We start from the raw sequence: 22,205 nt of genomic DNA, 5'->3' as shown, positions 1-22,205 counted from the left end.
CATGGCAACATGTCCGGCGTGACCCGCGCCCAGCACAACGCCAGCGGCAGCAGCCCCGACGGCGCCGGGCTGCCGCCCGTCCCGTCCATCCCGCTGTCGGACTTCGAGGCCGCGCCAGGTGAGCAGTCGATCGGCGGCCTGGTCCGCGAGGCGACCACCCACCTGTCGACACTGATCCGCAGCGAGCTGGAGCTCGCCAAGACCGAGCTGGGCGCGGAGGTGAAGAAGGGCGTCAAGGGCAGCGTGTACTTCATCCTCGCCCTGGCCGTGCTCGCCTTCAGCCTGTTCTTCCTGTTCTTCACCCTTGGCGAGCTGCTGTCGGTGTGGCTGCCGCGCTGGGGCGGGTTCGGCATCGTGTTCGTGCTGATGCTGGTCACCGCGGGCCTGTTCGGCTTCCTCGGTTACCGCAGGGTGCGCACCATCCGCGGCCCCAAGCGGACCATCGAGACGCTCAAGGACACCTCGCAGCTGATCCCCCGCCGCGGTGGCGGCGCGGAGGAACAGCAGCAGCAGAGCGCCTGATCAGCGCGCGCAGGCCCCGGTGGAGACCCGCCGGGTCATGCCCGGCGCGTTCTTGACCTCGTCGGCGACCTCGTCCGCGGTGAGCACGAACCCGGTCTCCTGGTCGTCCACGGCCGCGCCGAAGACCACGCCGAGCACCCGGCCCTGCGGGTCGACCAGCGGGCCGCCGGAGTTGCCGCTGCGCACGGTGCCGCGCACGGTGTAGACGTCCCTGGTCACGGTGCGGGACTCGTAGATGTCCGGGCCGCGCAGCTGGATCCGGTCCCGCACGCGGGCCGCGGTGGCGGTGTACGGGCCGTCCAGCGGGTAGCCGAGCACGATGCCGTCCTGGCCGGACTTGGCGTCGGCGGGGGCGAAGGGCAGCGCCGCGGCGGTCAGGTCGGGCACGTCCAGCACGGCCAGGTCGGTCTGCGGGTCGTAGTGCACCACGGTGGCGTCGAACTGCCCGCGGCCGACCTCCACGGCCACCGTGTCCGCGCCGGCCACCACGTGCGCGTTGGTCATCACCCGGCCGCGGGCGACCACGAAGCCGGTGCCCTCCAGCGCCCTGGAGCAGGACGAGGCCTGTGCCCTGACCTTGAGCACGCTGGCCTGGACCTGCTTGGCCACCGGGCTGTTGCCCAGCGCGGCGTCCGCGGGGCCGACGTCGGTGCGCGGGGTGGTGCTGAACGGGTCGAGCATGGTCGGGAAGCCGGAGACGTTGAGCAGCCGCCGCAGCTCGCCGGAGAGGTCCTTGCCCGCCTGCGGCATCACCTCGTCCACGGTGCCCAGCACGGCCGAGCCCTTGACCGCCGAGGACAGGCCGGGCAGGCCGGCCACCGAGGTCAGCGGCACCGCGAGCAGCCAGGCCACCACGAAGACCACCGCGCCCTGGGTGATCGCGCCCAGGGTGTTGTCCAGCCAGACGATCCGGGACTGGTGGATTTTCTCCCGCAGTGGCCGCCCGATCAGCACGCCCAGGGTCTCACCGAGCACCGCGAGCAGCACGATCACCGCGACCAGCACCACCACCCGCACGGTGACGTTGGTGAACTGGGCGACCGCGATCGGCGCCAGCACCAGGCCGAGCAGCGCGCCGCCGAGCGCGCCCAGGATCGCGGGCGCGGCGATGATCACGCCCTGCCTGGCCCCGGACAACGCCGCCACGAGTGCCAGCAGCAGCACCAGGAGGTCGACCCAGTTCACGCGCTCTCCTCGCCTGCCAGCTGCTCGACGGCCCGCCAGGACGCCTCAAGGTCTCTGACGTCCTTCTCGTCCCACGGTTGCTCCCAGCCGGCCAGCTTGATGACCCCGGCGAGCAGTCCGGCGGTGAAACCCCAGACCAGCATGCCCGGCACGGCGAAGGCGGGACCGAGCCAGCCGGAGGAGTGCCGGACCTTGAACCGGTTGGCCGGGTCGGCCAGGTAGGCGATGGGCACCCTGGCCACCGCGGCGGTCTCGCCGAAGTCCACCGGGGCGACCGGGCCGGGCTTCTCCCAGTGCCCGAGCACCGAGGTGACCATGAACCCGCTGGGCGTGATGTAGAGCTCGGGCAGCAGCGCGACCGGGCGCACGCTCTCCGGCAGCACCCCGGCCTCCTCCTGGGCCTCGCGCAGCGCCGCCTCGACCACGTCGGCGTCGGTGGGGTCGACCGCGCCGCCGGGGAAGCTGACCTGGCCGGGGTGGGAGTTGAGGCCGTCCGCGCGGCGGATCAGCAGCACGTCCGGGCCCGCGCCGGGGTGTTCCTCGCCGAGCAGGATCAGCACCGCGGCCTTGCGCACGTCCGGCCCGGCCTTGGGGTTGAACCGGGTGAACGCCGAGTGGTCGATCTCCGCGGTCGTCTTGACCAGCGGGGCGAGCCAGTCGGGCAGCTCGGCCGGGTCGACAAGTGGTCCGTGGGTACTCACGCGCCCCCCAGGTTGTCGGCGACCGCCTTGCGCACCTGCTCGGCCGAGGTGAACAGCAGCGGGTCGGTGATTCTGCGGATCTCGCCGTCCGGGCGCACCAGGTAGCTGGCGGGCAGCACCGGCGGCAGCTTGAGCGCGGCGGCCGCGGCGCCGTCCGCGTCGGCCACCGAGGGCAGCCGGACGTTGAGCGCCGCCAGCAGCTCCAGCCCGGCGGCCCGGCCATCGTTGCGCACCTGAAGCCCGAGCACCGGCACCGCGCCCTCGCCCGCCGCGTACTCGGCCAGCACGGGCAGTTCGTCGCGGCACGGGGTGCACCAGGTGGCCCACACGTTGACCAGGGTGGCCTTGCCGCTGAGGGCGTGGCCGAGGTCGGTGACGCCCTCCTGGCCCAGGCAGGGCACCCGGACGCCGGAGAGCTGCGCGACCACGCCGTCGGTGGGTCCCGGCTGCGGGCAGGGCGCGAGCTTGGCCTTGTCCCGGTAGGGGGCCAGGTCGGGCTCGGCCGCCGTGGTCCGCTCGGCGCCTGCCTGCGGGACCTCGGGGTTTCGCGGCCACAGCGCGATGACCGCGGCCACCACCAGCACCACGATCAGCACGAACCACCGCACCCGGGGGATCACCGAGCGGCACCCGTCTTCCGGCGCGGCGCCCGCTCCCGCTCGGCCAGGGCCAGCAGGTGCGGCGCCTCCGGGCCCTTGACCAGCTCGGCGGCCTTGACCGGGTCCAGCTCGCCCTCGCCGTAGGAGGGGCACTCCTTGGCCAGGAAGCAGGCCCCGCAGGCGGGTTTGCGGGCGTGGCAGACGCGGCGGCCGTGGAAGATGATCCAGTGCGAGAGCATGGTCCACTCCTTGCGCGGGACCAGCTCGCCGATGATCTTCTCGACCTTCACCGGGTCGGTTTCGGTGGTCCAGCCCCAGCGGCGCACCAGCCGGCCGAAGTGGGTGTCCACGGTGATGCCGGGCACCCCGAAGGCGTTGCCCAGGATGACGTTGGCGGTCTTGCGGCCCACCCCGGGCAGCTGCACAAGGTCGACCAGCCGCTTGGGCACCTGACCAGCGTGTTTCTCCACCAGCGCGGCGCCCAGGCCCATGATCGAGGCGGCCTTGTTGCGGAAGAAGCCGGTGGGCCGGATGTACTCCTCCAGCTCCGCGCGGTCCGCGCCCGCGTAGTCCGCCGCGGTGCGGTACCTGGCGAACAGGGCGGGTGTGACCTCGTTCACCCGCTTGTCCGTGCACTGGGCGGACAGGATGGTGGCCACGGCCAGTTCCAGCGGGTTGGTGAAGTCGAGCTCGCAGTGCGCGTCCGGGTAGCCCTCGGCGAGCGCCCGCACCATGCGCCGCACTCGTCGCACCAACGCCAGCCGGGAAACCTCTGCTGCCACCCCATCAGCCTACGGACTGCACACGAAGGTGTTTACGTCCGTGGGGGACCCCGGTGGCGCTTACGGAGGGTGTATGGGCCACTATCGGCTCATCATGGCTGCCTGGTTTGTACTCGTCGTTCCGCTGATGGTGATGTTCTTCGCGCTGTTCATGGAGCGCGTGGAGGACCGGCTGCGGCATGTTGCCGTGCAAGAGGACGAGGTCGAGGAGTTTCTGGAGAAGGCCCGTCCGGATGAGGTGCGTGCCCTGTACGGGCACGGCATCGGCCGGGCGCTGGAACTTTTCCGGCTCCGGAGACTCGGCGGACGGGGGGCCCAGCGACGGCCACGCCGTGTCCGTAGCCGACCCTAGCCGGATGACGTCCTAGACTGCTCGGAGTGATCGGCGGCACGTCGTCGTGGCCCGCTCCAGTGGCTACGGCGAGAACACGTGACCGCCGCGTCTCGACAGGAGGGACGAGGTGGACGAGACCCTGGCCCGCGCGGGCATCTTCCAGGGCGTGGATCAGGCTGCCGCTGAGGCGCTGGCCAGTTCTTTGGAGGCTGTGGACTTCCCGCGCAGCCATGTGATCTTCGCGGAAGGAGAGCCCGGCGACCGGCTGTACATCCTGCAGTCGGGAAAGGTGAAGCTCGGGCGCAAGTCGCCGGACGGCAGGGAGAACCTGCTGGCCATCATGGGGCCTTCCGACATGTTCGGCGAGATGTCCATCTTCGATCCGGGACCGAGGACTTCCACGGCCACCACGGTGACCGAGGTGCGTGCGCTGACCATGGATCGGCCTGCGCTCCGCGAGTGGATCAACAAACGGCCGGAGATCGCGGAGCAGCTGCTCCGGGTGCTGGCCAGAAGGCTGCGCCGGACGAACAACATGCTGGCCGACCTGATCTTCACCGATGTGCCCGGTCGGGTTGCCAAGGCGTTGTTGCAGTTCGCGCAGCGTTTTGGCAGCCAGGAGGGTGGCCTGTTGCGGGTCACCCACGACCTGACACAGGAGGAGATCGCGCAGTTCGTCGGCGCCTCGCGGGAGACCGTGAACAAGGCGCTGGCCGACTTCGCCCACCGTGGCTGGTTGCGGCTGGAGGGCAAGAGCGTGCTGATCCTGGACCCGGAGCGGATGGCGCGCCGGGCGCGGTAGCACTTCAAAGAACGCAAGACACAAGAGGAGGCTGGACGCCGCCCCCGACGCGGCGCGCCAGCCTCCTTTTGGTGCGTGGCCAATCCCCCGACCAGCCACGCGGTCCCTTGGCCCGGCCCCGAACCGGTCGCCGAGGGAACTTTTTCAAGTTCGATTGTGAAGCATGTGCCTGTTGGATGCCTGAGCAGCCCAGTTATGACGGGCACAGCGCCAACAGTGGGTCTTCCAGCGGTTTTGTTCAAGCGCTGTCACCCTCAAGGACGGCGAAGTCCCTGCCGGAGTTGCGTGGATTCACCCGAAACCCGGACGTTCGTTACAACATCGTGACTCAGCGTGTCGTGACCAACCGCACCGGAAAATAACTGGTACCCGCGTACCAGAGCTGACAGACTGGTACACATGTCCCAGTCTGTGTCTTTCGCGTCCTACCGCGCGGCCCTGAGCACCCCGGCAGCCCGCCTCCCGGTGCTGGCCGCGCTGCTCGGGCGCCTCCCGGTCGCGATGGTCGGGCTGGCGCTCATGCTCTACGTCCGGCAGGCCACCGGCTCCTTCGCCGCGGCCGGCCTGGTCTCCGCCTCGGCGTTGACCGGCGCCGCGATCGGCTCGGTGGTCCAGGGCCGCCTGGTCGACCGGTTCGGCCCGACCCGCCCGCTGCTCATCGCGGCCGCGCTGCTCGCCCTGTTCACCACCATGGGCGTGACCGCGGTGGAGGCGGGCGCGCCGGTGTGGTTGCTGATGCCGATCGCGCTCGCGCTCGGCGTGAGCCAGCCCTCGGTCAGCTCCTCCTCGCGAAGCCTGTGGAGCAGGCTGCTGCCGCCGGGCCCGGCCCGGCAGGCCGCCTACTCCTACGAGGCGATCAGCATGGAGGTCTTCTTCATCCTCGGCCCGGCCATCGCCGGTCTGCTCATGGCGCTGCCGTGGGCGGGCACCGGCGTGGTGATCGGCGCGGGCTCGATGGTCATCGGCGCGGTCGGCTTCGCGCTCACCCCGGCCGTGCGGGCCTGGCGTCGCAACACCGAGCCCCGTGGCGGGACCGGCCTGTTCGGCGTGCTCAACCCCGGCATGCGCACGGTGGCGCTGGCCGCCTTCGGCTTCGGCGTGACCATCGGCTTCGTCGAGATCGCGGTCCCGGCCGCGGTCACCGCGGCCGGTCACCCCAGCTCGGTGGGCGGCATGCTGCTGAGCCTGTGGTCGGTCAGCTCGGTGGTCGCGGGCGTGCTCTACGGCCTGCGCCCGGTGCCGCGCCCGATGTACCTGCGCCTGCCGGTGCTGCTCGGCGCGTTCTCGCTGCTGATCCTGCTGCTGGTCTGGCAGACCTCGCTGGCCGGGCTGGCCATCGCGCTGCTGGTGGTCGGCACCCTGATCACCCCGCAGGCCACCGCGCACTCCCTGGCGGTGGACGAGGTCGCCCCCGCGGGCAGCTCCACCGAGGCCTTCGGCTGGGTGATCACCTCGGTGACGCTGGGCCTGGCCGCCGGTCAGTCGGTCAGCGGCCAGCTGATCGAGCTCTCCGGCCCGCCGCTGGCCTTCGCCGCGGCGACCGTGGCCGGTCTGCTGCTGGCCGGTGGCGTGTGGCTGCGGCGGCGCACCGTGCGGGACGCGCTGCCCTCGGTCTCGGCCGCGGACTGCGCGGTCCCGGCCGAGGTCGCCGTCTCCCGCTGAGTCACCTGCGCAGCACCGGGCGGAGCCAGGCCACCTGGGCTCCCCCGGTCTGCGCGGAGACGTGCAGGGAGAACTTCTTGCCCGGCGCGACCGGCGCGGTGATCTCCTCGGTCTTGCCCTTGGCCACCCGCTTGCCGGTCACCGGCTTGCCCGCCTCGTCCAGCAGCTCGAACAGGACCGGGCCCTCGTGGTCGCTGCGGTCGTCGACGGCCAGCTGGGCGTGGAAGCCGCGGTAGTCCGCGGGCGCCTGGTAGTGCTGCACGTACACCACGCCCGACTGCACGTAGTTCTGGCTGAGCGCCTCGCCGACCACCTGGCCGGAGACCTTGGCCGGTTCCTTGGCGAAGGGCCCGCTGCTGAGCGGTTCCAGCTCCAGCAGGCTCAGCTCGCCGTTCACGACCCCGGCCGGGGCCGGGTGGACCGTCACCGTCTCCGTCCGGACCGTCTCGCCGCCCGGCTTGAGCAGGCCGGTCAGCAGGCCGCCGCCGGTGGTGATGATCGTGCCCAGCAGCGCCCCCGCCGTGGTCAGGATGGCCACCGTGATCGCCGGTTCGCGCTTCTTCCGCCCCGGCTGACTCTCCTCCCCCATGCGGGCAGTGTAATAAGTTGATCACTCTCCGTGCTCGCCCAAAAGTGTCGGTGCGGGGGCATAGCGTGCCCGCATGTCCCTGGACCTGACCGCGACCACCGCCGCGCTGGCCGCCGCCACCGCCGACCTGTCCCGGCTGCTGCCCGGCCGCACCCTCGACCCGGTGCTGGCCGGGTTGCTGCTGACCGCGGACGCCACCGGCGTGACGCTGGCAGGCACCGACCGGGAGCGCGGGGTCCGGCTGCACGCCGAGGCCGTGGCACACACCGACGGGCAGGTGCTGGTGCCGGCGAAGCCGCTGGCCGAGACGCTGGCCGCGCTGGACTCGCCCGATGTGCGGCTGGTGGTGGAGGGCAGCAGGCTGGCCATCCGCACACCCGGCGGCCGGTTCGCGCTGCCGCTGCTGGCCGCGGACAGCCATCCCGGGGTGCCCGCGCCGCCCGCCGCGGCGGGCAGTGTGCGCGGGGCGGATCTGCACGCGGCGGTGCTGCCGGTGGCCTCGGCGGCCAGCCGGGACGACGCGCTGCCGGTGTTCACCGGGGTGCGGCTGCGGGCCAAGGCCGGGCGGCTGGTGGCGGTGGCCACCGACCGGTACCGGATGGCGGCGGCCGACCTGCCCTGGCTCGGGGTGGACGAGGACCTGGACGTGCTGATCCCGGCCGCGCTGTTCACCGAGGTGGCCAAGCAGGCGCGCACCGCGGAGCGGGTGACGGTGCACGCCGATGCCGACCGGGCCGCGCTGACCTGGGGCTCGGCCACGGTCACCACCGCGGTGCTGGCCAGTGTGCTGCCGGATGAGGACAAGCTGTTCCCCCGCGACGTCGAGTGCTCGCTGACCCTGGACGGGGCCGCGCTGGCCGGTGCGGTGCGCCGGGTCGCGCCGTACGCCGGGGCGCGCGGCGCGGTGACCCTGGAGACCGGGGACGGCGAGCTGCGGGTGCGTGGCAGCGACCCGCAGGCCGGGGAGGCCGAGGAGACGGTCAAGGCCGGGGTGCACGGCAACCGGGTCAGCCGCGGCTACCAGGCGAAGTACCTGCTGGAGACGCTGCGCTGGTTCGGCGGGGACGAGGTGCGGATCGACATCCAGCCCGGCATCAGGGGCACCATGTTCAGCCACGTCACGCCGGGGGCGGTGCGGCTGCGGTACCTGGTGGTGCCGCTGCGGCAGCCGAACTAGCCGCGCAGGTAGGCCAGCTGGGCCAGCACGGACCACTCGGCGGCCGGCCACAGCGACTTGTCGACATCGGCGTAGACCAGCTCGACCACGGCGCGGGCGGAGGCGTCCTGGCCGAGGGTGGCCAGGGCCTGGCGGACCTGGTCCAGGCGCTGTTCGCGGTGGGTCAGGTAGTAGGCGGCGACCTGCGCCAGGTCGGGCAGTTCCGGGCCGTGCGCGGGCAGCGCCCTGGTGCCCGCGGGCAGGGTGATCAGGCGGCGCAGGGTGTCCAGGTACGGGCCGAGCTGGCCGTCCGGGTGCGCCACGATGGTGGTGCCCCGGCCCAGGACGGTGTCGCCGGTGAGCATCGAGCCGTCGTCCTCGACGAGCACGCAGACCGAGTCGGCGGTGTGGCCGGGGGTGGCCCAGATCCGCAGGCGCAGGCCTGCGGCCTCGATGAGCTGGCCGTCCACCAGGTCGCCACCGCCGTTGTGCCGGTGCGCGGGGGTGGCCGCGTGGGTGGGCGCGCCGGTCAGCTCGGCGAAGCGGGCCGCGCCGTCGGTGTGGTCGCCGTGGTGGTGGGTGATGATCACCTGGGAGACCGGTCCGTGCGCGGCGACCTTGGCCAGGTGGTCCTCGTCGAGTGGGCCGGGGTCGACCACCACGCAGTCGGTGACGCCGGGGGCGCGCAGCAGCCAGGTGTTGGTGCCGTCCAGGGTCATCACGTTCGGGTTGGGCGCGAGCAGCACGGCCGCGTTCGCGGTGACCTGGCGCAGCGTGCCGTAGGCCGGGTGGGTCACGATGCCTCCGGGTAGTCGGCGTCGCCGGGCAGCGCCACGTGCAGGTTCCCGTTGCGGCGCACCACCCTCGGCGTGATCTTGGTGATCTGGCGCTCGGCGGCCAGCAGTTCGCGCACGCTGCGGTGCTCGGCCAGCTGGGACAGGGTCACCCAGGTCGGCGGCATCAGGCCGCTGCGCCGGGCGGCCCAGTCGGCGATGGCGTCCTGGGGGCGCTGCCAGGCGGCGTGGTCGGCCTCGGTGGTGCTGCCGTCGGCGCGCTGGCCGGTGGGCAGCGCGGCCAGGAAGAACCGGGTGTCGTAGCGGCGCGGCTCCTCCGGCGGGGTCACCCAGTTGCCCAGCGGCCGCAGCAGGTCGGCGCGCAGCACCAGCCCGGCCTCGGTGAGGAACTCCGCCAGCGACAGCTTGCGCTCCACCAGCTCCTGCCGGGCGTCGGCGTACGGGGTGGCGTCGGCGACCACGCTGTCCGCGTCCGGCCCGGCCAGCAGCACCCCGGCCTCCTCGAAGGTCTCCCGGACCGCCGCGCACACCAGCGCCCGCGCCAGCTCGGCGGAACAGCCGAACGCGCGCGCCCACCAGGCCGGGGTCGGCCCGGCCCAGGCCACCGAGGTGTCCGCGTCCCGCTTGTCCACCCCGCCGCCGGGGAAGACGGTCATGCCACCGGCGAAGGCCATGCCGAGCACCCGGCGCAGCAGGAACACCTCCGGGCCGCCGTCGGTGTCCCTGACCAGGGCCACGGTCGCCGAGTCCCTGGGCTCGGCCGGCGGCTGGGGAGCCTGCGACGGCACAAATCCCTCCGGCAGGACCATGTCCTCGGGCAGCTGCGGCATGTGATCCAGAGTAGGGGGGCAGGATGTCCGGTGTGAGTGTGCCGAACGTCCCATCCCAGCCACCGGACGTCAGCCTGCCGCGGTGGCGTGGCGCGGGCTGCCTGCTCAAGCTGAGCCTGGTGCTGGGTGGTGCGGTGCTGGGCACCGTGCTGACCGTGGTGGTCACGCTCGCGCTGGTGCTGCCGGTGCGCACCACGGTGCAGCTCCAGTCGCCGCCGACCGCGGTGGCCGCCGCCGGGGGCTACGAGGGCCACGCGCTGGCGGTCAAGCGGGTCGGCACCCTGGTCTCCGGGGGCCGGTCGTTCGAGGTGTGGCTGGGGCGCAGGAACGGCGACGAGGTGCCGCGCGGGCACGTGGTCGAGGTGCCCCAGGGCTGGCGGACCGACACCGGGATGACCGTGCGGTGGGCCAGGGAGGCGGTGCGGCTGGAGTTCGCCGAGGGCGGCCGGATCGAAGTTCCGGTGAGGGTGTTCCGCGACGCGCGGTGAAACCCGGCAGGATGTGCCCGTGGACGAACAGCTGAAGATCGGCTTGGTCGGCGCGGGTCCATGGGCGCGGGCGGTGCACGCGCCAGGAATCGCGGATCACCCTGGCACCCGGCTGGCCGCGGTGTGGGCCCGGCGGCGGGCGGCGGCCAAGGAGCTCGCCGAGCCGCACGGCGCGGAGACCGCGGACTCCTTCGACGAACTTCTGTCCACTGTGGACGCCGTCGCGTTCGCGGTGCCACCGGCGGTGCAGGGCGAGCTGGCGCTCCAGGCGGCCAGGGCGGGCAAGCACCTGATCCTGGAGAAGCCGTTGGCGGGCAACGTCGAACAGGCCCAGCGGCTGACCGACGAGGTGACCGGGCGGGGCCTTGCCTCGCTGCTGCTGCTCACCCGGCGCTACTCCCCCGAGGTCCGGAACTGGCTGGCCGAGCTGCACCGGCTGGGCGGCTGGACCGGCGGCTCGGTGCGCTGGCTGACCGGCGCGGTGCTCGGCGGCCCCTACTCGGCCTCGCCGTGGCGGCAGACCGACGGCGCGGTGCTGGACATCGGCCCGCACGCCATCGACCTGCTGGACGCCGCGCTCGGCCCGGTCGAACAGGTCATCGCCGCGCACCGCGGCCAGGACGACCTGTGCCACCTGGTGCTCGGCCACGACGGCGGCGCCAGCAGCACGCTCACCCTGTCCCTGCGGCTGCCGATCCAGCCCAGCGTGGTCGACATCGCGGTCTACGGGCAGCACGGGCACCGGGCGCTGGGCAGTGGCGAGTTCAGCGCGCAGGACTGCTTCACCGCGCTGCTGGACGAGTTCCTGGCGCTGATCGACTGCGGCGCCACCGAGCACCCGTGCGATGTGCGCAGGGGACTGCACCTGCAACGGGTGCTCGACGACATCGTCGGCCGCGCCGGGTGGGTCGCCTGAGACCGTGACGGCACAACCGACAGACCCGATGGCGAGTCCGCTGTTCGCCTACCACATCGACCCGGAAACCCTGTGGGAGCGCTCGGACGACCCGGCCGCGCTGACCGCCTGGCTGGACCGGGCCGCCGCGCAGCCGGTGCCCGGCAACCCGGCGGTGGCCCGCCAGCACCACACCATGATCGGGGTGGCCGCGCGCATCCTGCGCCGTCTGGACCTGGCCGAGCGGCACCTGTCCACCGCGCTGCGGCTGGCCGAGGAGCACGGCCCGGCCGCCTCGGAGGTGCTGGCGCGCAGCAGGCTGGCGCACGTGTTCCAGTGGCAGGGCCGCTTCGCCGAGGCGATGGCCGAGTTCGACCGCTGCCTGGTCGACGGCAGCCGCACGCCGGAGCTGGGCACGCACTTCCACTTCATCTTCCAGCACGCCGGGCAGTGCTACTACGACGCGGGCGAGTGGGCCGCGGCCCGGCACTGCTTCGCCACCGCGCTGCGGCTGCGCGGCGGCGGGGCCGAGCCGGGTGACCCGCAGCTGTGGGCCTGGGAGGCCACCGACTCGGTGCTCACCGCGCGGGCGGTGCACCGGCAGCTGAACCGGTTGCTCACCGCGATCTACCAGGCCGCGGCCGAGGGCGGCGGGGCGGCGGTGACCGCCGAGCACGGGCTGCCCGACGGCGGGGAGCTGCTGCTGGAGCTGCGCACCCTGCTGCTGTCCGGGCCGGTGCTGCTGCCGGTGGCGCACGCGGTGCACCCGCGGACGCCGGACCTGGAGGCGGTGCTGGACGAGCTGGCCGCGCAGGGCTGGCTGTGCCGGCAGGGCCGGGCGGTGCTGGCCGCGCCGCGCTGTGTGGCGATGCTGCGCGAGGTGGTGGAGGTGGTGGACCGGACCGCGGCGAAGCTGTGGCCGGCGCCGGAGCTCGCGCTGTCCCTGGTGGAGCTGGTGGTGGGCGGCGCGGTCGGCACCTCCGACGGCGCGGCCTTCGACGCCTGGGTGGGCGCCCGCTCGGCGCGCACGGCGCCTGCCCGGCTGGTCGACGGGCTGTGCGCGCTGCGCTACCACCGGGTGGACACGCACACCGCGGCGGCGGGCGCGGAGGGGCTCAGCGCGGCGCAGGCGGCCGCGTTGCCCGGCGAGGACCCGGTGAAGCAGCGGATCGACACCCGCGCGGACCGGATGGCCGCCCGGCCCTACCGGCTGCTGGCCAAGGAGCAGCGGGCCGCACTCGTGGAGGCGCTGGCCGCGCTGCCGGGCTGAGGTGGGACCCGCCGCCACACCGGTGGCGGCGGGTCAGCGGATCAGGCGATCTCGACGATCAGTTCGACCTCGACCGGCGCGCCGAGCGGCAGCTCGGACACCCCGACCGCGGCCCGTGCGTGCACCCCGGCCTCGCCGAAGACCTCGCCGAGCAGCTCGGAGGCCCCGTTGATCACCGCGGGCTGGCCGGTGAAGCCGTCCGCGGAGGCCACGTAGCCGACCACCTTGACCACCTGGACGATCGAGTCCAGCCCGACCAGCGCGTCGATGGCGGCCAGGCCGTTGAGCACGCAGGTGCGCGCGTGCCGCTTGGCCTCCTCCGGGCTGACCTCGGCGCCGACCTTGCCGGTCGCGGCCAGCGCGCCGGCCACGATGGGCAGCTGGCCCGAGGTGTAGACGTGCGCACCGCTGCGCACGGCGGGCACGTAGGCGGCCACCGGGGCGGCCACCGCGGGCAGCTCGATGCCCAGTTCGACCAGTCGCTGCTTCCAGCCGGCCATGCTCAGTTGCCCTTCGGGCGCTTCAGGAAGGCGATCAGCTGCTCACCGGTGGGTCCCGGCTGCACAGACACCAGCTCCCAGCCGTCCTCGCCCCACTGGTCGAGGATCTGCTTGGTCGCGTGGGTCAGCAGCGGAACCGTGGCGTACTCCCACTTCGTCATGGACCAGAGCCTAGTGCGGGACCAGCTGTTGCCTGACGGGATACCGTGATCACGTGGAGACTTGGCGCATCACCGCGACCGTCCTGTTCATCGTGGGCGGACTCATCCTCACCCTGGTCGCCATGGCGCAGGTCAGGGACCGGAAGCGGACCACGCACGCGGCCGTGGTGCAGGCTGGGCTGATCTCGGTGGCGGTGGTCGCCGCACTGGCCCTGCTGGTGGCCTTCGCGCTGCCCTCCACCTGGGCCTGGGCCCTGGTCGCGGCCGAGGCCATCGCCGTGCTTTTCCTCATGCTCGCGGGCTAGAAGCCGCACGCGCGCGCCCGCCGACCTAGGCTGATCACGTGATGGCCTGGACCGAGGAGCTCAGCCGCGCCCGGTTGCACATAGTCACCGGCAAGGGCGGCACCGGCAAGACCACGATCGCCGCCGCGCTGGCGCTCGCGCTGGCCACCGGCGGGCGGCGGGTGCTGCTGGTGGAGGTGGAGGGCAGGCAGGGCATCGCCCAGGTCTTCGACCGCGCGCCGCTGCCCTACTCCGAGGAGCGGATCGCGGCCGCGCCCGGTGGCGGCGAGGTGCGGGCGCTGGCGGTGGACGCCGAGGCGGCGCTGCTGGAGTACCTGTCCATGTTCTACAACCTGGGCTTCGCCGGGCGGACGCTGCGCCGGATGGGCGCGGTGGAGTTCGCCACCACGCTCGCGCCCGGCCTGCGGGACGTGCTGCTCACCGGCAAGATCAAGGAGTGCGTCGGCCGCACCGGCGAGCGCGGGCGGCACGAGTACGACGCGGTGGTGGTGGACGCGCCGCCGACCGGCCGGGTGGTCAAGTTCCTGGACGTGACCAGGGCGATGGCCGATCTGGCGAAAGTGGGCCCGATCCGCAACCAGAGCGAGGGCGTGATCCGGCTGCTGCACTCCGGGGACACCGCCGTGCACCTGGTGACCCTGCTGGAGGAGATGCCGGTGCGGGAGACCATGGACGCGGTCGGCGAGCTGGACGCCGCCGACCTCCGGCCCGGTGCGGTGATCATGAACAGGGTGCGCCCGCCCCGGCTGCCCGCGCGCTCGGTGGGCGCCGCGGCCGGTGGCCGGGTGGACGCGGCCCGGATCAAGTCGGGACTGCTCGCGGCGGGCCTGAACCTGGATGAGGCCATTGTGGACGGTCTGGTGGACGAGACGGTGGAGCACGCGATCCGGGTGCGAGCCGAGCTCAGCGCCCGCAACCAGCTGGCCGAGGTTGACCTGCCCGTGGTCGAGCTGCCCGATCTCACCGACGGGGTGGACACCGCGGGGCTGTACGAGCTGAGCGAGCTGCTGATCGAGCAGGGGGTCCGGTGAACGCCCGTCCGCCGTTGCTGGACATCGACGACCTGCTGGACGACACGCAGACCAAGGTGGTGGTGTGCTGCGGCTCCGGCGGGGTCGGCAAGACCACCACCGCGGCGGCGCTGGCCCTGCGCGCGGCCGAGCGCGGCCGCCGCACCGTGGTGCTCACCATCGACCCGGCGCGCAGGCTGGCCCAGTCCCTCGGCCTGACCGAGCTGGGCAACCACCCGCGCGAGGTGACCGTGGTGGACCGTCCGGAAGGGACGGAGGGCTCGCTGCACGCGATGATGCTGGACATGCGGCGCACCTTCGACGAGATGGTGCTCTCCCACGCCGGGCCGGACCGGGCCGAGCAGATCCTGCGCAATCCCTTCTACCAGACCATTTCCTCCTCGTTCTCCGGCACGCAGGAGTACATGGCGATGGAGAAGCTGGGACAGCTGGCGCACACCGGCGAGTGGGACCTGGTGGTGGTGGACACCCCGCCGAGCCGGTCCGCGCTGGACTTCCTGGACGCGCCGCAGCGACTGTCCACAGTGCTCGACGGCAAGATCATCCGGATGCTGTCCGCACCGGCCCGCGCGGGCGGGCGGGGCATCCGGCGGCTGGTCGGCGCGGGCTTCGGCCTGTTCACCAAGGTGATCTCGACGATCATCGGCGGGCAGCTGCTCAACGACGCCTCGGCGTTCGTGCAGGCCTTCGACAGCATGTTCGGCGGCTTCCGGCAGCGCGCGCAGGCCACCTACGAGCTGCTCCGCTCGCCGGGCACCGCGTTCCTGGTGGTGGCCGCGCCGGAGCCGGACGCGCTGCGCGAGGCCTCCTACTTCGTGGACCGCCTGGCCGGTGAGGGCATGCCACTGGCCGGGCTGGTCGCCAACCGGACCCACCCGGTGTTCGCCGACCTGCCGGCCTCGCGCGCGCTCGCCGCGGCCGAGGACCTCGAACGCGGTGGTTCGGCGCCGCTGGCCGCGGCCGTGCTGCGGTTGCACGCGGACCGGGTGGCCGTAGCGGAGCGTGAGCGAAGGCTGCTCGCTCGCTTCACCAAGGCTCACCCGGGCGTGGCGATGATCGGGGTGCCCGCGCTGCCCGCCGATGTGCACGACATCGACGGACTGCGGGAGATCGGCGCCCGGCTGGCCGGTCGGTGACTGGAGGGTCGGTGACCGGGCAACCGGGAGGCGATCAGCCGGGCAGGCCCACGCGGTAGTCGGCTTCCTCGACCTCGTCGAAGTCAAGGTGTTTGCGGCGGGCGGACTCCAGCAGCTCCGCCCAGGACACGACGTCCGGACGGCGGCGGAGCAGAGCACGGCGCTCCCGCTCGGTCATGCCACCCCAGACACCGAACTCGATTCGACTGTCCAGCGCCTCGGCCAGGCATTCCGTCCGCACGGGGCACCCCATGCACACGAGCTTGGCCTTGCGCTGCTCTGCACCTCGGACGAAAAGCTGGTCCGGGTCCTCATCCCTGCACGAGGCCCGCACTCGCCAGTCCCCCTGGTTGAACTCCATGTTCCCCCAGCTCCTACGCGTCGTCGCGACTACGCTCGGTGCTCCCCAGCTCCGAGGTCCGCATGAGGTGTGCCACGGGAGTGGCGCACCCGCCGGTGTGCTGTCGTTCGACGTTGACGGACTGTAGAGGGTTCTGGTTCCAGGTCCAAGACGGGTTTGCCTACCCGTTACATCCCAGCACTCGAAAGTGTGTGAATCGGGTCACCAAAATGGGTGAAGCGTACGCTGTCCCGCGTGGGCGTGCGGGCGGCTTTGGTCAAGTTGTTGGGGCTATGTGTGCTGGCTGGAGTGCTACTCGCCGGCATGTTGTTTCCTGCGGTGGGCGCGCTGGGGGTGGTCTCCAACCGCGCTAGTGACACAGTCGACAGCATCTCTTCAGATCTGGTCCAGAAGGACCCGCCACTGCTGACCACCGTGCTCGACGCCCAGGGCAACCAGATCGCCTACCTGTTCGACCAGTACCGGGTGCTCGCCGGGCCGGAGAAGATCGCGGACACCATGAAGGCCGCGATCGTGTCCATTGAGGACCAGCGCTTCTACGACCACGAGGGCGTGGACTGGCGCGGCGCGATGCGCGCGCTGGTGACCAACACGGTGGAGGGCAAGGTCGCCCAGGGTGGTTCCACGCTCACCCAGCAGTACGTGAAGAACTACCTGACGCACGTGGTGGCCACGAACAAGGTCGAGCAGGCCAAGGCGCAGGAGCAGACCCCGGCCCGCAAGCTGCGCGAGATGCGCATCGCGCTGCAGCTGGAGCGCAAGCTCACCAAGGACGAGATCCTCACCAGGTACCTCAACATCGTGCCCTTCGGCGCGAGCACCTACGGGGTGGCCGCGGCGGCCAAGACCTACTTCGACACCACCCCGGACAAGCTCACCATCGCCCAGGCCGCGCTGCTGGCCGGCATGGTCAACGAGCCCAGCGGCCTGAACCCCAAGCGCAACCCCGAGGCCGCGCTGACCAGGCGGAACCTGGTGATCGGCGAGATGGGGCGGCAGGGCCGGATCCCGGTGGACGTGGCCGAGACGGCCAAGAAGGAGCCGCTGGGCACCAGCCCGGACTTCCGCAACCCGCCCTACGGCTGCATCGGCGCGGGGCCGGACAACGGGTTCTTCTGCAAGTACGTCATCGACTACCTGAGCAAGATCGGGTACTCCGAGGACACGCTGAAGCGCGGCGGTTTCACCATCAAGACCACCCTGGACCCCAGGGTCACCCAGGCCTCGAAGAAGGCGGTGCAGGGCCGGGTGCCCAAGGACGCCAACGGGGTGGCCAACACGATGGCGGTGGTGCAGCCGGGCAAGGACAAGCACAAGGTGCTGGCCCTGGTGGCCAACCGGGACTACGGCCTGGACCAGGACAAGGGGCAGACCACCTACGCGCTGCCCAGCGCGGCGGCGAACAAGTTCGGCGCGGGCTCGATCTACAAGATCTTCACCGCGGCCGCGGCGCTGGAGCGCGGCATGGGCATCAACAACACCATCGACACCCCGACCTCCTACACCTCCAAGGTGTTCAAGGGCGGCGCCACCCGCTGCCCGCCCGCCGGTGGCGGTGAGCGCTGGTACTGCCTGAGCAACGCCGGGGACAACTACCCGCCCCAGATGACCCTGCAGACCGCGCTGGCCACCTCGCCGAACACCGGGTTCGTCATCCTGGAGGAGCGGGTGGGCATGGGCCCGGTGGTCGACATGGCCAGCAGGCTGGGGCTGCGGGAGACCATGCAGCTCAACGTGGCCGGGGTGAAGCCGGACCCCAAGTCCAAACGGGACGATCTGAACCGCTCGCAATCGGACTACTGGCGCAACAACAAGGGCGCGTTCACCCTCGGCCCGGCCGCGGTGAGCACGCTGGAGCTGGCCAACGTGTCCGCGACGATGATCAGCGGCGGCGTGTGGTGCCCGCCGAGCCCGATCGAGCAGGTGCTGGACCGCAACGGCAAGCCGCTCCAGCTCAACGAGGCCCCGTGCGAGCAGGCGGTGCCGGAGGGCCTGGCCAACGGCATGGTGCAGGGGCTGAGCAAGGACGACCTGCCCGGTGGCACCGCGGCCGGCGCGCGGCCCAAGGAGTGGAACCGGCCGATGCTGGGCAAGACCGGCACCACCCAGGACCACAAGTCCGCCGGGTTCGTCGGCGCCACCCCGCAGTACGCGGGCGCGGTGCTGACCTTCAACGACGGCAACCGGCCGCAGGTGATCTGCAAGGGCAACCCGCCCCGGCTGTGCGGCGGCAACACCCAGGGCGGCATCTTCGGCTCCTCGGTCTCCGCGCCGACCTGGTTCGACGCGATGGGCGCCATCCACGGCAACCAGCCGGTGCAGCAGCTGCCCGGGGCGGATCCGCGCTACCTCAACGGCGGCGACGAGGCCAAGGTGCCCAACGTGGTGGGCATGATGGTCAACGAGGCCACCTCGAAGCTCCAGTCCGCCGGGTACAAGGTGACCACCCAGAACCGCAACGGGGCCCAGCCCAAGGGCACCGTGATCGGGCAGAACCCGCGCGGCGCCGCGCTGCCGGGGGAGACGATCACGCTGTGGGTGAGCACCGGCGTGGTGCCGCCGCCCACCGGCACCACCGACCCGCCGCCCGGTGAGACCGAACCGCCGCCCAGCGGCGGCGTCACCATCGACCCGGTCGAGCCGACCGGCGGCGGCTGACCAAGGCGCACAAGCGAAACGGGGTCCGTCCACAGTGGACGGACCCCGTTTCGGCGTCTCAGGTGGACTCAGCCGAGCAGGCTGGCCTTCACCAGCGCGGCCACCCGGCCGCCCTCGGCGCGGCCGGCCACCTTCGCGTTGGCCGCCTTCATGACCTGGCCCATCTGCTTGGGGCCGGGCTTCTCGCCCAGCTGCGCGGTGAGCTCGGTCACCACCTGGCCGACCAGCTCGGTCAGCTCCTCGTCGGTGAGCTGCGCGGGCAGGTAGGCCGAGAGCACCTCGCCCTCGGCGCGCTCGGCCGCGGCCTGCTCGGCCCGCCCGGCGCCGGCGAAGGCCTCGGCGGCCTCCTTGCGCTTCTTCACCTCGCGGGTGAGCACCTTGCGCACCTCGTCGTCGGTCAGCTCCCTGGCGGCCTTGCCGGAGACCTCCTCGGTGGTGATCGCCGCGAGCGCCATCCGCAGCGACGCCACCACCAGGGTTTCCTTCTGCTTGATCGCCGCGGCCAGATCGGCCTGTAGTTTCGCCTTCAGCTCCGCCATGACCAGGCAGGTTACTCCTGCGAAAAAGCCACCACGGCGCATTACGTACCCTGGTAAGGGTGAACACCCTGGGTCGGATCCTGCTCGGCACGGCGGCACTCGGCGGCGCGGCACTGGGCTACGCCACCGCGATCGAACGGCGGATGTGGACGCTACGGCACGCGACGCTGCCGGTGCTCTCCGACAACGCCCGCCCGCTACGCCTGCTGCACGTCTCCGACCTGCACATGCTGCCCGGCCAGCAGTCCAAGCAGCGCTGGGTGGCCGCACTGGCCGAGCTGGAGCCCGACCTGGTGGTCAACACCGGCGACAACCTGGCCCACCCCAAGGCGGTGCCCGCGGTGCTGCGCGCGCTGGGCCCGCTGCTGGACCTGCCCGGCCTGTTCGTCTGGGGCAGCAACGACTACTACGGGCCGAGGCCGAAGAACCCGGCCCGCTACCTGCTGCCCTCCAGCAAGACCAAGCGCGTGCACGGCGTCCCGCTGCCCTGGCGCGACCTGCGCGCCGCGCTGACCGAACGCGGCTGGCAGGACCTCACCCACGTCCGCCGCAACCTGACCATCGCCGGCCTGACCATCCAGGCCGCGGGCGTGGACGACCCGCACCTGCACCGCGACCAGTACAGCGAGATCGCGGGCAGGCCGGATCACCACACCGACCTGCGCCTGGGCCTGACCCACTCACCGGAACCGCACGTGCTGGACGCCTTCGCCGAGGACGGTTACGACCTGGTCATGGCCGGTCACACCCACGGCGGCCAGCTCTGCGTGCCCGGCTACGGCGCCCTGGTCACCAACTGCGGCCTGGACCGCTCCAGGGTCAAGGGCGCCTCCCGCTGGGGCGAGCGCACCTGGCTGCATGTCTCGGCCGGCCTGGGCACCTCGCCGTACGCGCCCGCGCGGTTCGCCTGCCCGCCGGAGGCGAGCCTGTTGACGCTGGTGCCGCGCTCGGCGGAGACCGACCCGAGCCTGCTCAGGGCCGGTGGGAACCCCCGATTCGGAGTACGGGCGAACATCCGCTAGTATTTCTCTCGTTCCGCTTAATCGGGGTGTGGCGCAGCTTGGTAGCGCGCTTCGTTCGGGACGAAGAGGTCGCAGGTTCAAATCCTGTCACCCCGACCAGCTCAGGGCCGGTCCGCATCGCTGCGGACCGGCCCTGATTCGTTGTTGAGTGACTAACTGGGTGACTACGGGTTCCGATCCGGCCCGGCACCCACCGCCGGAGCTACGCGGCGTCGGACGGGAAGATGTCGTCCATCACCTCCGCGCCCCACTGGAGCACCGGCCGGAGCTGGTGCCGGTAGACCTTCTCGGTGACCTCCGTCCCGGAATGCCCCAGCAGCCGGGCGATCTGGTCGAGCGACAGCCCGCTCTCGGACAGCAGCGAGACGAAGCTGTGTCGCAGCTCGCGCGGGCACCAGGCGTACGGGTTGAGCCCAGCGGCCTTCAGGATGCGCCGGAAACCGCGGCGGACGTTCGCGGCGTCGAGCTGAGTACCCGTTTCCGAGGCGAACACGATGCCGGTATTCCGCCAGTTCTTCCCTGCCTCCTGCTTCTGCTTCCGCTGGATCTTCCGCTGCGATTCCAGCGCGCACACGGCCCGGTGGGCAAGCACGAGCGACCTTCGGGACTTCGTCGTCTTCGTGTCACCGCTGGCCCGCACGGACCGCCACACGTCGATCGTGGGCGGTATCGGCTCCGGCTGCGCATCAGGCTTGCCCTTGAGATGCACGTCCCGCCAGATCAGCGCTCGAGCTTCTTCGGTTCGAGCACCGGAAACGAGCGAGGCGACGATGTAGTTGCCGATTGTGGAGTTGTCCCGTTCTGCCGCAACGAGGACAGCCTCGGCCTGGTCGAAATCCAGGGATCGGGACGGCCGCCCGGGACGGCCGGTGGGCACCTCGCACAACAGCGCGACGTTCCGCTTCACCTTGTCCCGCTTCCAGGCACGGTTGAACGAGCGAACCAGGATTGCCCGGAGGTCCTGCAAGGTACGCGTGCTGAGAACCTTCGCCTTGGCCAACAGCACCTCGTCGATTTCGTCCGCGGATAGCTCGACGGCTTTTCTTCGCCCCAGCGTGGGATACAGGTGCTTCTTGGACAGTGCCCTCAGCTTGTCCACAGTGGTGGCGCTCTGCTTGACCAGTCCGTAGGTCAGCCAGTTCTCGATGACCCCCTGAACCGTCAATTTGCCGTCGGCCGCGGGAAGGCCGTCCTTGAGATCGCGCAGGATGTCATCGAGCTTGTTCTTGGCCTCGGTCTTGGTGACCCCGCTGGCCTTCTTGACGTCCCGCTTGCCGTTCGGCTTCCAACCGACGGTCACCGACGCAATCCAGCGCTGTCGGGTCTTGTCGTAGTGCAGGCCACCATCTCCGCGGCTACGCCGTTTTGCCATAGGTCACCCCCGCCTCTCGTTCCAGCAGCGCCACGTACTCCTGAATGGCGCGAGCCGGGATAAGCCGCGCCCGGCCTTCCTGCACCGACTTGAGCCGCCCGGACCGAATCAGCTCGTACAGGGCGGTCTTGCCCAGTCCGAGCACCGCAATGGCCTCATCGATCCGGTAGAGCAGCTTGATCGGGTTGCCGCCTGCGGAGGCAGCAACCGAGCTCAACGGGTGCGTACTCATGCGGCACCTCCGGTGGTCGAACTGAGGGGGGTAGCCGTCCCAGCCGTCCCAGGCGTCCCATCGCAGGTCAGCCCTGGGACGGCTTGGGGGCTTGGGACGGCTTGAGCCGTCCCAGGGACGTTTTCGAGGCGGTTCGGGGCGGTGGGGGGGGGGGGGGGGGTGTGGACCGCCTTGTGCCGCCTGGCGTTGCAGCAGGGGCGCGCCGATCTCGCACTGCCGGACGCGGTAAGCGCTGTCCGGCAGTTGGAGGGCCTGGGTTATCCCGGGTACCTGGCGGTG

Annotated in this window: 26 protein-coding genes and 1 tRNA gene; 14 read left to right on the top strand and 13 right to left on the bottom strand. The window is 71.8% G+C overall.

Going from position 1 to position 22,205, the window contains the following annotated elements:
- Window positions 1-9: 9 nt before the first annotated feature.
- Complete coding sequence (locus M8C13_RS41275) at window positions 10-522, top strand: phage holin family protein (RefSeq protein WP_252486299.1); 513 nt, start codon at window positions 10-12, stop codon at window positions 520-522.
- Here the strand turns inward: M8C13_RS41275 and M8C13_RS41270 are convergent, their stop codons facing one another.
- The 4 genes from M8C13_RS41270 to nth are packed head-to-tail and all read right to left on the bottom strand — an operon-like array spanning window position 523 to window position 3,741.
- On the bottom strand, window positions 523-1,707 hold the full coding sequence (locus tag M8C13_RS41270) for a MarP family serine protease (RefSeq protein WP_252486278.1): 1,185 nt from the start codon (window positions 1,705-1,707) through the stop codon (window positions 523-525).
- The gene (locus M8C13_RS41265; RefSeq protein WP_252486277.1) at window positions 1,704-2,408 is read right to left on the bottom strand and encodes a CoA pyrophosphatase; all 705 of its coding nucleotides are present in this window, start codon (window positions 2,406-2,408) and stop codon (window positions 1,704-1,706) included. The genes M8C13_RS41270 and M8C13_RS41265 overlap by 4 nt, the downstream gene beginning before the upstream one ends.
- Entirely contained in the window at window positions 2,405-3,028 is a 624-nt protein-coding gene (locus M8C13_RS41260; RefSeq protein WP_252486276.1) for a TlpA disulfide reductase family protein, read from the bottom strand. Before M8C13_RS41260 ends, M8C13_RS41265 begins: the two co-directional genes overlap by 4 nt.
- Window positions 3,025-3,741 carry an endonuclease III gene (nth, locus tag M8C13_RS41255; RefSeq protein WP_252486298.1) on the bottom strand — a complete coding sequence of 239 codons (717 nt, stop codon included), beginning with the start codon at window positions 3,739-3,741 and terminating at the stop codon, window positions 3,025-3,027. Before nth ends, M8C13_RS41260 begins: the two co-directional genes overlap by 4 nt.
- Before the next feature lie 142 nt (window positions 3,742-3,883).
- On the opposite strand from nth, the gene M8C13_RS41250 reads away from it, so the two are divergent.
- The 3 genes from M8C13_RS41250 (at window position 3,884) to M8C13_RS41240 (ending at window position 6,587) form a co-directional block, all read left to right on the top strand.
- On the top strand, window positions 3,884-4,141 hold the full coding sequence (locus M8C13_RS41250) for a hypothetical protein (protein WP_252486297.1): 258 nt from the start codon (window positions 3,884-3,886) through the stop codon (window positions 4,139-4,141).
- 109 nt (window positions 4,142-4,250) lie between these two features.
- Window positions 4,251-4,925 (top strand): Crp/Fnr family transcriptional regulator, encoded by a 675-nt coding sequence (locus M8C13_RS41245; RefSeq protein WP_252486275.1) that lies wholly within the window; start codon window positions 4,251-4,253, stop codon window positions 4,923-4,925.
- Between the two features lie 399 nt (window positions 4,926-5,324).
- On the top strand, window positions 5,325-6,587 hold the full coding sequence (locus tag M8C13_RS41240; protein WP_252486274.1) for an MFS transporter: 1,263 nt from the start codon (window positions 5,325-5,327) through the stop codon (window positions 6,585-6,587).
- A 1-nt stretch (window position 6,588) separates the two neighbouring features.
- Here the strand turns inward: M8C13_RS41240 and M8C13_RS41235 are convergent, their stop codons facing one another.
- A complete protein-coding gene (locus M8C13_RS41235) occupies window positions 6,589-7,176 on the bottom strand; it encodes a hypothetical protein (RefSeq protein WP_252486273.1) in 588 nt (195 codons plus the stop codon).
- A gap of 73 nt (window positions 7,177-7,249) precedes the next feature.
- Here M8C13_RS41235 and dnaN point away from each other — a divergent pair, with 73 nt between their 5' ends.
- A complete protein-coding gene (dnaN, locus tag M8C13_RS41230; RefSeq protein WP_252486272.1) occupies window positions 7,250-8,353 on the top strand; it encodes a DNA polymerase III subunit beta in 1,104 nt (367 codons plus the stop codon).
- Here dnaN and M8C13_RS41225 read toward each other — a convergent pair.
- Entirely contained in the window at window positions 8,350-9,129 is a 780-nt protein-coding gene (locus M8C13_RS41225; RefSeq protein ID WP_252486271.1) for an MBL fold metallo-hydrolase, read from the bottom strand. The two genes, dnaN and M8C13_RS41225, sit on opposite strands and share 4 nt — an antisense overlap.
- The gene (locus tag M8C13_RS41220) at window positions 9,126-9,956 is read right to left on the bottom strand and encodes an NUDIX hydrolase (protein ID WP_374213341.1); all 831 of its coding nucleotides are present in this window, start codon (window positions 9,954-9,956) and stop codon (window positions 9,126-9,128) included. The genes M8C13_RS41225 and M8C13_RS41220 overlap by 4 nt, the downstream gene beginning before the upstream one ends.
- 32 nt (window positions 9,957-9,988) lie before the next feature.
- Between M8C13_RS41220 and M8C13_RS41215 the strand changes: the two genes are divergently transcribed.
- From M8C13_RS41215 to M8C13_RS41205, 3 genes are read left to right on the top strand one after another with little or no spacing between them, the layout of a single operon-like run.
- Complete coding sequence (locus M8C13_RS41215) at window positions 9,989-10,444, top strand: hypothetical protein (RefSeq protein ID WP_252486270.1); 456 nt, start codon at window positions 9,989-9,991, stop codon at window positions 10,442-10,444.
- Between the two features lie 19 nt (window positions 10,445-10,463).
- The gene (locus M8C13_RS41210; protein ID WP_252486269.1) at window positions 10,464-11,360 is read left to right on the top strand and encodes a Gfo/Idh/MocA family protein; all 897 of its coding nucleotides are present in this window, start codon (window positions 10,464-10,466) and stop codon (window positions 11,358-11,360) included.
- A gap of 28 nt (window positions 11,361-11,388) precedes the next feature.
- Window positions 11,389-12,609, top strand: a complete 1,221-nt coding sequence (locus M8C13_RS41205) for a hypothetical protein (RefSeq protein ID WP_252486268.1) — start codon at window positions 11,389-11,391, stop codon at window positions 12,607-12,609.
- Between the two features lie 41 nt (window positions 12,610-12,650).
- Here M8C13_RS41205 and M8C13_RS41200 read toward each other — a convergent pair whose 3' ends face one another.
- On the bottom strand, window positions 12,651-13,109 hold the full coding sequence (locus M8C13_RS41200; protein ID WP_252486267.1) for a RidA family protein: 459 nt from the start codon (window positions 13,107-13,109) through the stop codon (window positions 12,651-12,653).
- 2 nt (window positions 13,110-13,111) lie between these two features.
- The gene (locus M8C13_RS41195) at window positions 13,112-13,270 is read right to left on the bottom strand and encodes a DUF4177 domain-containing protein (protein ID WP_185001230.1); all 159 of its coding nucleotides are present in this window, start codon (window positions 13,268-13,270) and stop codon (window positions 13,112-13,114) included.
- A gap of 53 nt (window positions 13,271-13,323) precedes the next feature.
- Here M8C13_RS41195 and M8C13_RS41190 point away from each other — a divergent pair, with 53 nt between their 5' ends.
- The 3 genes from M8C13_RS41190 to M8C13_RS41180 are packed head-to-tail and all read left to right on the top strand — an operon-like array spanning window position 13,324 to window position 15,742.
- Window positions 13,324-13,575, top strand: coding sequence for a hypothetical protein (locus tag M8C13_RS41190; protein WP_252486266.1), 252 nt, complete (start codon window positions 13,324-13,326; stop codon window positions 13,573-13,575).
- Between the two features lie 41 nt (window positions 13,576-13,616).
- Window positions 13,617-14,606, top strand: a complete 990-nt coding sequence (locus M8C13_RS41185) for an ArsA-related P-loop ATPase (protein WP_252486295.1) — start codon at window positions 13,617-13,619, stop codon at window positions 14,604-14,606.
- Window positions 14,603-15,742: an ArsA family ATPase gene (locus tag M8C13_RS41180; protein ID WP_252486265.1), complete on the top strand. Its 1,140-nt coding sequence runs from the start codon at window positions 14,603-14,605 to the stop codon at window positions 15,740-15,742. Before M8C13_RS41185 ends, M8C13_RS41180 begins: the two co-directional genes overlap by 4 nt.
- Before the next feature lie 34 nt (window positions 15,743-15,776).
- Here the strand turns inward: M8C13_RS41180 and M8C13_RS41175 are convergent, their stop codons facing one another.
- Entirely contained in the window at window positions 15,777-16,103 is a 327-nt protein-coding gene (locus M8C13_RS41175) for a WhiB family transcriptional regulator (RefSeq protein ID WP_252486264.1), read from the bottom strand.
- Window positions 16,104-16,406: 303 nt separating this feature from the next.
- Here M8C13_RS41175 and M8C13_RS41170 point away from each other — a divergent pair, with 303 nt between their 5' ends.
- Entirely contained in the window at window positions 16,407-18,761 is a 2,355-nt protein-coding gene (locus M8C13_RS41170; protein ID WP_252486263.1) for a transglycosylase domain-containing protein, read from the top strand.
- A gap of 68 nt (window positions 18,762-18,829) precedes the next feature.
- On the opposite strand, the gene M8C13_RS41165 is transcribed toward M8C13_RS41170, so the two are convergent.
- Window positions 18,830-19,300 (bottom strand): GatB/YqeY domain-containing protein, encoded by a 471-nt coding sequence (locus M8C13_RS41165; protein ID WP_252486262.1) that lies wholly within the window; start codon window positions 19,298-19,300, stop codon window positions 18,830-18,832.
- Between the two features lie 68 nt (window positions 19,301-19,368).
- Between M8C13_RS41165 and M8C13_RS41160 the strand changes: the two genes are divergently transcribed.
- Window positions 19,369-20,322: a metallophosphoesterase gene (locus M8C13_RS41160; protein ID WP_252486294.1), complete on the top strand. Its 954-nt coding sequence runs from the start codon at window positions 19,369-19,371 to the stop codon at window positions 20,320-20,322.
- A gap of 22 nt (window positions 20,323-20,344) precedes the next feature.
- Window positions 20,345-20,421: transfer RNA gene (locus M8C13_RS41155), tRNA-Pro, on the top strand.
- A 103-nt stretch (window positions 20,422-20,524) separates the two neighbouring features.
- Here the strand turns inward: M8C13_RS41155 and xerC are convergent.
- Complete coding sequence (xerC, locus tag M8C13_RS41150) at window positions 20,525-21,694, bottom strand: tyrosine recombinase XerC (RefSeq protein ID WP_252486261.1); 1,170 nt, start codon at window positions 21,692-21,694, stop codon at window positions 20,525-20,527.
- Window positions 21,678-21,926: a helix-turn-helix domain-containing protein gene (locus M8C13_RS41145; RefSeq protein WP_252486260.1), complete on the bottom strand. Its 249-nt coding sequence runs from the start codon at window positions 21,924-21,926 to the stop codon at window positions 21,678-21,680. Before M8C13_RS41145 ends, xerC begins: the two co-directional genes overlap by 17 nt.
- Window positions 21,927-22,205 lie beyond the last annotated feature (279 nt).

This window comes from Crossiella sp. SN42 (assembly GCF_023897065.1).
Taxonomy (GTDB): Bacteria; Actinomycetota; Actinomycetes; order Mycobacteriales; family Pseudonocardiaceae; genus Crossiella.
Note: the sequence above shows the minus strand (reverse complement) of the source record. Positions and strands in the feature narration are given on the sequence as shown.